This is a genomic window from Pseudomonas sp. 2VD (genome assembly GCF_005503585.1).
In the GTDB taxonomy this organism is placed as follows: domain Bacteria; phylum Pseudomonadota; class Gammaproteobacteria; order Pseudomonadales; family Pseudomonadaceae; genus Pseudomonas; species Pseudomonas aeruginosa.
The window spans coordinates 1-9687 of record NZ_SCND01000234.1 but is presented as its reverse complement, the minus strand read 5'-3'; the positions used below and the strand labels follow the sequence as shown (position 1 = coordinate 9687).

The 9687-nt window shown below is 67.6% G+C and carries 11 protein-coding genes and 1 pseudogene; 8 read left to right on the top strand and 4 right to left on the bottom strand.

Annotated features, from left to right (window positions below; genetic code table 11):
• The 3 genes and pseudogenes from FFS27_RS22030 to cntI form a co-directional block, all read left to right on the top strand.
• Positions 1 to 199: pseudogene (locus FFS27_RS22030) on the top strand (pseudopaline biosynthesis protein CntL); the annotation flags it as partial.
• Positions 196 to 1497: a pseudopaline biosynthesis dehydrogenase CntM gene (gene cntM / locus FFS27_RS22025; protein WP_137952213.1), complete on the top strand. Its 1302-nt coding sequence runs from the start codon at positions 196 to 198 to the stop codon at positions 1495 to 1497. The pseudogene FFS27_RS22030 and the gene cntM, both read left to right, overlap by 4 nt.
• Complete coding sequence (gene cntI / locus FFS27_RS22020; protein ID WP_019372208.1) at positions 1479 to 2333, top strand: pseudopaline transport inner membrane protein CntI; 855 nt, start codon at positions 1479 to 1481, stop codon at positions 2331 to 2333. The genes cntM and cntI overlap by 19 nt, the downstream gene beginning before the upstream one ends.
• A 44-nt stretch (positions 2334 to 2377) precedes the next feature.
• Here cntI and trhA read toward each other — a convergent pair whose 3' ends face one another.
• Positions 2378 to 2995: a PAQR family membrane homeostasis protein TrhA gene (trhA, locus tag FFS27_RS22015; RefSeq protein WP_003095352.1), complete on the bottom strand. Its 618-nt coding sequence runs from the start codon at positions 2993 to 2995 to the stop codon at positions 2378 to 2380.
• A 230-nt stretch (positions 2996 to 3225) separates the two neighbouring features.
• Between trhA and FFS27_RS22010 the strand changes: the two genes are divergently transcribed.
• Complete coding sequence (locus FFS27_RS22010) at positions 3226 to 4023, top strand: SDR family NAD(P)-dependent oxidoreductase (RefSeq protein ID WP_021263666.1); 798 nt, start codon at positions 3226 to 3228, stop codon at positions 4021 to 4023.
• Positions 4024 to 4027: 4 nt separating this feature from the next.
• Here the strand turns inward: FFS27_RS22010 and FFS27_RS22005 are convergent, their stop codons facing one another.
• Positions 4028 to 4588 (bottom strand): TetR/AcrR family transcriptional regulator, encoded by a 561-nt coding sequence (locus FFS27_RS22005; protein WP_003110503.1) that lies wholly within the window; start codon positions 4586 to 4588, stop codon positions 4028 to 4030.
• A gap of 67 nt (positions 4589 to 4655) precedes the next feature.
• A complete protein-coding gene (locus FFS27_RS22000) occupies positions 4656 to 5195 on the bottom strand; it encodes a PaaI family thioesterase (protein ID WP_021263667.1) in 540 nt (179 codons plus the stop codon).
• Positions 5196 to 5367: 172 nt separating this feature from the next.
• Here FFS27_RS22000 and lpdA point away from each other — a divergent pair, with 172 nt between their 5' ends.
• Positions 5368 to 6771: a dihydrolipoyl dehydrogenase gene (lpdA, locus tag FFS27_RS21995; RefSeq protein ID WP_021263668.1), complete on the top strand. Its 1404-nt coding sequence runs from the start codon at positions 5368 to 5370 to the stop codon at positions 6769 to 6771.
• A 4-nt stretch (positions 6772 to 6775) separates the two neighbouring features.
• On the opposite strand, the gene FFS27_RS21990 is transcribed toward lpdA, so the two are convergent.
• Positions 6776 to 7231: a DUF2214 family protein gene (locus FFS27_RS21990; protein ID WP_003104329.1), complete on the bottom strand. Its 456-nt coding sequence runs from the start codon at positions 7229 to 7231 to the stop codon at positions 6776 to 6778.
• A gap of 124 nt (positions 7232 to 7355) precedes the next feature.
• Here FFS27_RS21990 and FFS27_RS21985 point away from each other — a divergent pair, with 124 nt between their 5' ends.
• The 3 genes from FFS27_RS21985 to FFS27_RS21975 form a co-directional block, all read left to right on the top strand.
• Entirely contained in the window at positions 7356 to 8195 is an 840-nt protein-coding gene (locus tag FFS27_RS21985; protein ID WP_003135300.1) for an arylamine N-acetyltransferase family protein, read from the top strand.
• Positions 8196 to 8524: 329 nt separating this feature from the next.
• Entirely contained in the window at positions 8525 to 8743 is a 219-nt protein-coding gene (locus FFS27_RS21980) for a hypothetical protein (protein WP_003135298.1), read from the top strand.
• A 226-nt stretch (positions 8744 to 8969) separates the two neighbouring features.
• Positions 8970 to 9687: P-type ATPase (locus FFS27_RS21975; protein WP_256659593.1), on the top strand; the 718-nt coding region annotated here is incomplete at its 3' end.

The following is a 9687-nucleotide window of genomic DNA, read 5'->3' as shown; positions in this document are numbered from 1 at the left end:
GCAGAAAAGCGCGGTACTGGCGCAGATCCGCCAGGTCATGCGCGCCGACGCCAAGGTCCTGCTGCGTCACGGCAGCGGCATCAAGGGACTGTTCAACTACCCGGTTGAGCCGGCCGAACTGGAGGGCTGGCAGGTTTGCGCGGAGCGGGTCAGCCAGCCGCTGTACGACACCCTGATCCTGGAGAAGGCCGGTCGATGAACGCCGCTGATGAGAGCCTGGGCAACGTCCTGCTGGTCGGTCTGGGCGCGGTGGCGATCCAGGTCGCGCTGGACCTGCGCCGCCACGGTGCCGGTCGCCTCGGCGCGCTGAACCATCCCGGCCGGCGCAGCCAGCGGATCGCCGAGGCCCTGGCGCGCGGCGCCTGCCTGCAATTGGAAGGGCAGGGGCAGCATCGCTGGCTGTCCGGCAACGCCGCGCTGGACGTCTTCCACCAGGACCCCGCTGAACTTCGCGACGATTGGCAGACCCTGGTGCTCTGCGTGCCGGCCGACAGTTACCTGGACGTGGTCCGCGGGTTGCCCTGGGAGCGACTCGGCGGGGTGCGCACGCTGCTGCTGGTGTCCGCCTTCATCGGCGCCAACCTGCTGGTGCGCAGCGCCCTGCCGGCGGGGTGCCAGGCGACCGTGCTGAGCCTGTCCAGCTATTACGCGGCGACCAAGGTGATCGACGAGACACAACCGCTGCGGGCCCTGACCAAGGCGGTCAAGCGCAGGGTCTACCTGGGTTCCAGCCGGCCGGACTGTCCGGTGCGGGAGACCTGGCGGCGAGTCCTGGCCGGCAGCGGGGTGGAGGTGGTACCCCTGGCGACGCCGGAAGCGGCGGAGGGCCGCAACGTCACCACCTACGTGCACAGTCCGTTCTTTCTCGGCGAGTTCGCCCTCGCCCGGATACTTTCCGAGCAGGGGCCGCCCGGTTTCATGTACAAGCTCTACCCGGAGGGACCTATCACCCCCGGGGCCATCGGCGCCATGCGGCGGCTGTGGTGCGAGCTGAGCGAACTGTTGCGGCGGATGGGCGCCGAGCCGCTGAACCTGCTGCGGTTCCTCAACGACGACAACTACCCGGTGCACGAGACGATGTTGCCGCGTGCGGCCATCGACGGCTTCGCCGAGGCCGGCGCCGAGCGCCAGGAATACCTGCTGTTCGTGCGCTACGCGGCGTTGCTGGTCGATCCGTTCTCTCCGGCCGACGAGCAGGGTCGCCACTTCGACTTTTCCGCCGTGCCGTTCCGCAGCGTCAGTCGCGACGAGGACGGACTCTGGCGGCTCCCGCGGGTGCCGCTGGAGGACTACCGCAAGCTGGCGCTGATCGTCGCGCTGGCCGCCCACTTCGACCTGGCCATGCCGCAGGCGCGCAGCCTGCTGGCGAGCTACGAGAACGCCGTGTCCCGATTCATCGATTGCCAAGGAGCGAGCCAGTGCCATCCAAGCCTGTATCCGATCGACAGCCGTCCGGCGGCGGACGCCATCTATCGCCAGTGGTGCTCGACCTGCTGAAGAGCGGGGTGCTGCTGGCGGTGCTGGCGTCCTTCACCTTCAGCGTGATGAACGCCCTGGTCAAGGAAGCCAGCGCCACCCTGCCGGCTGCCGAGATCGTGTTCTTCCGCAGCGCCATCGGTACCCTGCTGATCTACCTGCTGATGCGCCAGGCCGGTGTCGCGCTGTCGCGGCAGGGCGTGCCGATGCTGCTGCTGCGCGGGGTGATGGGGGCGCTGTACCTGGTCTGCTATTTCTACGCCATCGCCCACATCCCGCTGGCGGACGCGAGCATCCTGGCGCACATGTCGCCGTTCTTCGTCATCCTCTTCTCCGCGCTGTTCCTCGGCGAGCGGATTCCCCGGGCGGTCTATTGGCTGTTGCTGGTGGTGGTGCTCGGCGCGCTGATGATCGTCAAGCCGTTCAGCTATTCCAGCTACTCGGTATACGCCGTGGTCGGCCTGCTCAGCGCGGTGTTCGCCGCCGGTGCCTCGGTGGCGATCCGCCAACTGAGCGCGCGGCACCATACCTACGAGATCGTCTTCTACTTCCTGGCGGTGGCCACCCTGGTGGCCATCCCGCTGATGTGGAACGATTTCGTGGTGCCGGCGACGCTGCGCGAGTGGGGGCTGCTGCTGGCCATCGGGGTGGTGTCGCTGCTCGGCCAGGTGTTCCTAACCCGCGCCTTCAGTCACGAGAGCGCGACCATCGTTGCGGTGACCCGCTATATCGGCATCGTCTTCAACGCCGGCTGGGGCTGGCTGTTCTGGAGCGAGGTGCCGGACGCGCTGACCATCGCCGGCGGCGTGCTGATCGTGGTGGCGTGCATCGCGCTGTCGCGGACGAAAAAGGGCTGAGCCTCCGGCGCGACCAGCTCCCGCTGCTTCGCGCCGGACCGCGCCTAGAGTACGTAGCGCCAGATCGCCACGAAGTGGAGGAGGCTGCCGGCGATCACGAACAGGTGCCAGATGCCATGCCAGTGGCGGAAGCGGTGGTCATAGGCATAGAAGACGATCCCTACGGTATAGAGCACGCCGCCGGCCGCCAGCCAGGTGAAGCCGGCGCTGCCGAGGGCGGCGAGCAGCGGTTTCACCGCGATCAGCACGATCCAGCCCATCACCGCGTAGATCACCACCGACAGCACCCGCGCCTCGGAGCGTGGCTTGATCTCCTGGAGCATGCCGAGCACGGCCAGGCCCCAGACGATGCCGAACAGCGTCCAGCCCCAGGGACCGCGCAGCGTGACCAGGCAGAAAGGCGTGTAGCTGCCGGCGATCAGCAGGTAGATGGACAGGTGGTCGAGCTTGCGCATCACCACCTTCGCTCGCCCGCGCACGCTGTGGTAGGCGGTCGAGATGCTGTAGAGCAGCGTCAGGGTGACGCCGTAGACGCCGACCCCGACGATCTTCCACGGACTGCCGTTGAGGCTCGCCTGGACCGTCAGCCAGACGGCGCCGGTGCAGGCGGCGACCGCACCGATCAGGTGGGTCCAGGCATTGAGTCTTTCACCGTGATACATGACGCATGATCCTCCCGCGATGGACAACGCCATGGTAGGGCATGTCGGGGTGGTGTGGGTCCTGACCTTTTATTGGCGTTTTCCGTGACGGTTGCATGAAGGTTCTCCTCATCCCTCCCTGCTCGTTGGAACGGATAAAGGCTTGACGGTTTTAATTATGATCATAATATTAAGTGTGTAATATAAATAGCCGCTGTCAGCGGTCAGGCTTTTTTCCAGCGAGAACCCACATGAACGAACAGATTGGCAATGGCGTCACCCTGGTCACCGGCGCCTCTTCCGGAATCGGCGCGACCTACGCCGAGCACTTGGCCCGCCGTGGCCACGACCTGTTGCTGGTGGCGCGCGACCGGCAACGCCTGGAAGCCCTGGCGGATCGACTTCGCCAAGCCCACGGGGTCAGGGTGGAGATCCTGCGCGCCGACCTGTCCGAGCGCGACGATAGGTTGCGGGTCGAGCGACGGTTGCGCGACGACGCCTCGATCGCGTTGCTGGTGAACAACGCTGGCGTGGCGATGAACGGTCCGCTGGCCGATGCCGACATGGACCGGGCGGAGCGGATGATCGCCCTCAACGTAGTGGCCCTGACCCGCCTGGCTGCCGGTGCGGCGGAGGGGTTCCGCCGGCGTGGCGGCGGCGCCATCGTCAATCTCGGTTCGGTGGTGGCGCTGGCGCCGGAGTTGTTCAATGCCGTCTATAGCGCGACCAAGGCCTACGTGCTGAGCCTGAGCCAGTCGCTGCAGCACGAGCTGGCCGGCAGCGGCGTTTACGTCCAGGCGGTGCTGCCCGGCGTCACCCGCACCGAGATCTGGGAGCGCAGCGGCACCGGAATCGCCGGGATTCCCGCGGAGATGGTGATGGAGGTCGAAGACTTGGTGGAGGCGGCGCTGGTCGGTTTCGATCGGCGTGAAGCGGTGACCATCCCGTCGTTGCCGGATGCGGCCGATTGGCAGGCGCTGATGACGGCGCGGGCCAGGCTCGCGCCCAACCTGTCGCGGCAGCGGCCGGCCGAGCGCTACCTCGGCTGAGGCCCTAGCGCTCCATCTGCTCCAGCAGCTTCTTGCGCGTCGCTTCCAGTATCCGTTGCGACAGCGCCTCATCCTGCACGCTGCGCGACAGTTGCAGCGCGCCGACCAGCGAAGCGAGCAGCAGCACGGCGCGCTCGCCTGCGTCCTCGCCCTCCAGGGCCGCTTCGATCATCGCCAGGCGCTTGCGCACGATGCTGTCGGTGGTCGGGCTCGGCGTGCCGCGCTGGCCGAGTTCCGCCGACAGGGTCGGCAACGGGCAGCCGGCGCCGGGGTTATCGCGGTGACGCGGCGACAGGTACTGCTCTATCAGTAGCGCCAGCGGTCGTTCCGCCTCCGCCAGGGGCGCGGTGACTTCGTCGAGTTGCGCCGCGGCATGCCGCAATGCGGTTTCCACCAGGTCGTCCTTGGACTTGAAGTGCGCGTAGAAGCCGCCATGGGTCAGGCCCAGGGCCTTCATCAGCGGTTGCAGCCCGGTGGCGCCGACGCCGTCCTGGCGGAACAGCCGGGCAGCCTCCTCGACGATACGCCGGCGGGTCTTCTGCTTGTGGTCTTCGGGATAACGCATGGTTTCGATACCTTGGAATGCAGGTCGTCATCTTAACGCCTGGCGGCCTTCCCTGGCGAAGCCGCGTTCATCCGGCCATGTGCAGGACCAGGCAGGTGGTCGAGCCGACGGCGTAGAGACGGTCGTCGACATCGTACAACCGGCCCTCGGCGACCGCCGTCGAGCGGCCGAGGTGCACCACCCGGCCTTCGGCGCGCACCGGGCCGACCTTGTCGGTCAGCGCGCGCAGGTAGCTGATCCGCAGGTCGGTGGTGGTATAGCCCTGGCCGGCCTGGAGCCGGGTATGGATCGCGCAGCCCATGCAGGAATCCAGCAGCGACGCGGCGTAGCCGCCGTGCACGCTACCCAGCGGATTGTAGTGGCGGCGGTCCGGGGTGCCCTGGAACAGGAAGCGCCCTTCGGACCACTCGATGGGAACGAAGTCGACCAGTTCGCCGTAGGGCGGACAGGGCAGTTGGCCGCTGCCGATGCGGTTGAAGAACTCCTGCGGGGAGAGCGCGGCGACTTGCGCCAGCTCCAGGGTTCCGCTGGCGCCGAGGCGGGCGCGGGCGGCCCGCTCGGTGGCGATCCAGGCGTTCAGGCGGTCTTCGCGGCCGGGCTGTTCCATGGTGGTGCTCCTGTCGTGGTGGGAAAGGGTTGCAGGAAAATTACGGTCATCATATAAGCTTTGCATGACGAGCGAAATACAATCGCTTTCGGTCCCTCTACGCGGCGTTTCCTCTATTTGCGCCGGCGTCGCCTACGCTGAGGGGGCCGTGGCGGGACAACCGAGGAGCAGGATGATGGAAAGCTATGACGTGATCGTGATCGGCGCCGGTCCGGGGGGCTACAACGCTGCCATTCGCGCCGGCCAGCTGGGCCTGAAGGTGGCCTGCGTGGAGGGTCGCGAAACCCTCGGCGGGACTTGCCTGAACGTCGGCTGCATGCCGTCCAAGGCCCTGTTGCACGCCTCGGAGCTATACGCCGCGGCGAGCGGCGGCGAGTTCGCCCGGCTCGGCATCCGGGTCAGCCCGGAACTGGACCTGGCGCAGATGATGAAGCAGAAGGACGAGAGCGTCGCCGCCCTGACCCGTGGCGTCGAGTTCCTCTTCCGCAAGCACAAGGTGCAGTGGATCAAGGGCTGGGCGCGCTTGCAAGGCGAGGGCCGGGTCAGCGTGGCCCTTGCCGACGGCGGCCACGCGCAACTGGAGGCGCGCGACATCGTCATCGCCACCGGTTCGGAACCGGCGCCGCTGCCCGGCGTGCCGGTGGACAACCAGCGCATCCTCGACTCCACCGGCGCCCTGGAGTTGGCCGAAGTGCCTCGCCACCTGGTGGTGATCGGCGCCGGCGTGATCGGCCTGGAGCTTGGTTCGGTCTGGCGCCGGCTGGGCGCACAGGTCACGGTGCTGGAGTACCTCGAGCGGATCTGCCCGGGGCTGGATGGGGAAACCGCAAGGACCCTGCAGCGCGCCCTGACCCGCCAGGGCATGCAGTTTCGCCTCGGCACCCGCGTGGTCGCCGCGCGCAGTGGCGAGCAGGGCGTCGAACTCGACCTGCAACCGGCCGCCGGCGGCGCTACGGAATCGCTGCAGGCGGACTACGTGCTGGTGGCCATCGGCCGGCGCCCCTATACCGAAGGACTGGGGCTGGAGACGGTCGGCCTGGCCAGCGATCGTCGCGGCATGCTGGAGAACCAGGGACAGCGCAGCGCGGCGCCGGGCGTCTGGGTGATCGGCGACGTGACCTCGGGACCGATGCTGGCGCACAAGGCCGAGGAAGAGGCGATCGTCTGCATCGAGCGGATCGCCGGGCATGCGGCGGAGATGAACGCCGAGGTGATTCCGTCGGTCATCTACACCCAGCCGGAAGTGGCCAGCGTCGGCTTCGGCGAGGAGCAGTTGCAGGCGGCGAGGCGCGAGTACAAGGTCGGACGCTTCCCGTTCAGCGCCAACAGCCGGGCGAAGATCAACCACGAGAGCGAAGGCTTCATCAAGATCCTCTCCGATGCCCGCAGCGACCAGGTGCTCGGCGTGCACATGGTCGGGCCGGGTGTCAGCGAGATGATCGGCGAAGCCTGCGTGGCCATGGAGTTCAGCGCCTCGGCGGAGGACCTCGCGCTGACCTGCCATCCGCATCCGACCCGCTCCGAGGCGCTGCGCCAGGCGGCGATGGACGTGCATGGCCGGGCCATGCAGAACTGAGGGCTCAGCCGCGCATGCCGAAGCCGCGTGCCATCAGCGTAGCCAGCAACGGAATGACCAGCAGCAGGAGCAGTTGCAGGCGCACCGCCAGGACCACCCGCCGGCCCCGGGCCGGCGTCACCGCCGGCACTTCGCCGGCCTTGAGGGCGCCGCGCCAGCCAAGGAAGGTAACGGTCGGCAACAGCGAGACCAGGGCAGCGAGGACGAATAGCCCGACCTTGGCGTGGAACAGGCCATTGTGCAGGTAGTAGTCGACGCCCTTGCCGTACCACAGCACCCGCGCCAGCCCGCTGGCCAGTACCGCCAGGGCGCAGAGGCCGTAGCCGCGGTCGATCGCCGCCAGGCTGCGGGCGCGCTCCAGGTCCAGCGGCAGGCGCAGCAGGCGGTGCTGCAACACCAGCAGGGCGAACAGCAGGAAGATCGACAGGTAGTGCAGGTAGGCGACGATTGCCTGGGCCATGGCGGCGCTCCTCGGGGTGGGATGGGCACAGTCAAGCAGACCCCGGGCCAATGTGCCTGACGGCGCTTCCGGTATTCCCCGAGAATGCGTCTAGAATCGAGCTGGCCATTTTCCGGAGCCCGCCATGACCCCGCTGACGCCCGAGCAGACCCATGCCTACCTGCACCATATCGGCATCGACGATCCCGGTCCGCCGAGCCTGGCGAATCTCGACCGACTGATCGACGCGCATCTGCGCCGGGTCGCCTTCGAGAACCTCGACGTGCTGCTCGACCGCCCCATCGAGATCGACGCCGACAAGGTTTTCGCCAAGGTCGTCGAGGGCAGCCGCGGCGGTTATTGCTTCGAACTCAACTCGCTGTTCGCCCGCCTGCTGCTGGCCCTCGGCTACGAGCTGGAACTGCTGGTGGCACGGGTACGCTGGGGACTCCCGGAGGACGCGCCGCTGACCCAGCAATCGCATCTGATGCTGCGTCTGTACCTGGCGGAGGGCGAGTTCCTGGTGGATGTCGGCTTCGGCTCGGCCAATCCGCCGCGAGCACTGCCTTTGCCGGGCGACGAGGCGGACGCCGGACAGGTGCATTGCGTGCGCCTGGTCGACCCGCATGCCGGTCTCTACGAAAGCGCCGTGCGCGGTCGCAGCGGCTGGCTGCCGCTGTACCGCTTCGACCTGCGCCCGCAGTTGTGGATCGATTACATCCCGCGCAACTGGTACACCTCTACCCACCCCCACAGCGTGTTCCGCCAGGGCCTGAAGGCCGCCATAACCGAGGGCGACCTGCGCCTGACCCTGGCCGACGGGCTGTTCGGCCAGCGCGCCGGCAACGGCGAGACGCTGCAGCGCCAACTGCGCGACGTCGACGAACTGCTGGACATCCTGCAGACCCGTTTTCGCCTGCGCCTCGACCCGGCCTCCGAAGTGCCGGCGCTGGCGCGACGGCTGGCGGGACTGATCTCCGCCTGAGTGCTTTTGGCCGGTGTCTTTTCGCCGGACTCCTGCGGGAATTTTCCGATGTTCCATAGAAGCCTGAACGAAACGGCTTTTTCGGTTGACCTCGTCTGGCAAGAGGTCTATAAAACCCCCGCCCGCAGAGCCGGGCACTTTCTTTCCCCCTACGAAGAGAGCCATGGACAGTATTCCCAGTAGTCGTCGCCCGGCCCAGCAGATGCCGGCTGGTGCGATGACCCAAACCAACGCACGACGGAACCCGCAACGGGTCGGTCGGTTGAGCGGCATCCTGGGCTGACCCACTGCTTCTCACCCGTGTCCGGCACGCCGGGTACAGGTGAGTCATGAACTTCGAGAATTCGGTATCCCCCGGCGTATCCGCCTTCGTGGCGAAGATGCGCGTGCGCGCCGCGCAGTCCCCCGGCGCGATCCTTCCCGGCCACGGCCATCCTGCGAGCCTCGCCTGGCGTGTCAGCCCGGCCGGCGGTCGCCTGGAGTATCGCCGCCTGGAGACGCAGGTCGAAGAGAACCCTGAGAGCGGTCGCCGCCCGATGCGCGGCTGACGCTTTCTCCTGCCTAACCCTTCGCACAAGGAGCCTGCCATGGACGAACCACCAAGTCGGCCTGCTGCGTGCCGCCTGAGCGGCCGCGCGCAGTGGGCCTTACCCGGACAAGCCGAACATTCTTCCCACCGATCGCGAACATCGCGACCCGGCACGCCTTTGCCTGTCACCTGACCGGCAACCGACTCGTGTCGCCGTCGCGCAGCTCGCGACAGGAGACCGAGTCATGAGCGTAGCGACCCAACGCAATACCCAGCTCGACACCGAGCGCCGCAACGACCGACTGTCCATGCGCGCCGCCCGCGAAGCGCAGAACAGCCTGGAAACCACCCTCACCAACGTCCGCGGTCGCCAGGACGGCCTCGACCAGGCCGAGGCCGCCGCCCGGCTGCACGCCGACGGCCCCAACGAAGTGGCCCACGACCGTCCGCCACACGTCCTGGTGCAACTGCTGCAGGCGTTCAACAACCCCTTCATCTACGTGCTGATGACGCTCTCCGCGATCAGCTTCTTCACCGACTTCTGGCTGCCGCTGCAGGACGGTGAGGAAACCGATCTCACCGGCGTCATCATCGTCCTCTGCATGGTCCTGGTCAGCGGCCTGATGCGCTTCTGGCAGGAGTACCGCTCGGGCAAGGCCGCCGAGGCGCTCAAGGCCATGGTGCGGAACACCGCCACCGTGCTGCGCCGCGACGAGCGCGGGATGCGCGGCGAGCTGCGGGAAATCCCCATGGGCGAACTGGTGGTCGGCGACATCGTGCGCCTGTCCGCCGGCGACATGATCCCCGCCGACATCCGCCTGATCGAATCGCGCGACCTGTTCATCAGCCAGGCCGTACTCACCGGCGAGGCGCTGCCGGTGGAGAAATACGACACCCTCGGCGCGGTCCGCGAGAAGTCCGCCAAGCGGATCGCCGCCGACCAGCAGGACCTGCTCGAACTGC

Coding starts and splice junctions, on each gene's coding strand:
- cntM (WP_137952213.1), top strand. CDS start 196: ATGAACGCCGCTGATGAGAGCCTGGGCAACGTCCTGCTGGTCGGTCTG.
- trhA (WP_003095352.1), bottom strand. CDS start 2,995: ATGTATCACGGTGAAAGACTCAATGCCTGGACCCACCTGATCGGTGCG.
- FFS27_RS22010 (WP_021263666.1), top strand. CDS start 3,226: ATGAACGAACAGATTGGCAATGGCGTCACCCTGGTCACCGGCGCCTCT.
- FFS27_RS22005 (WP_003110503.1), bottom strand. CDS start 4,588: ATGCGTTATCCCGAAGACCACAAGCAGAAGACCCGCCGGCGTATCGTC.
- FFS27_RS22000 (WP_021263667.1), bottom strand. CDS start 5,195: ATGGAACAGCCCGGCCGCGAAGACCGCCTGAACGCCTGGATCGCCACC.
- lpdA (WP_021263668.1), top strand. CDS start 5,368: ATGATGGAAAGCTATGACGTGATCGTGATCGGCGCCGGTCCGGGGGGC.
- FFS27_RS21990 (WP_003104329.1), bottom strand. CDS start 7,231: ATGGCCCAGGCAATCGTCGCCTACCTGCACTACCTGTCGATCTTCCTG.
- FFS27_RS21985 (WP_003135300.1), top strand. CDS start 7,356: ATGACCCCGCTGACGCCCGAGCAGACCCATGCCTACCTGCACCATATC.
- FFS27_RS21980 (WP_003135298.1), top strand. CDS start 8,525: ATGAACTTCGAGAATTCGGTATCCCCCGGCGTATCCGCCTTCGTGGCG.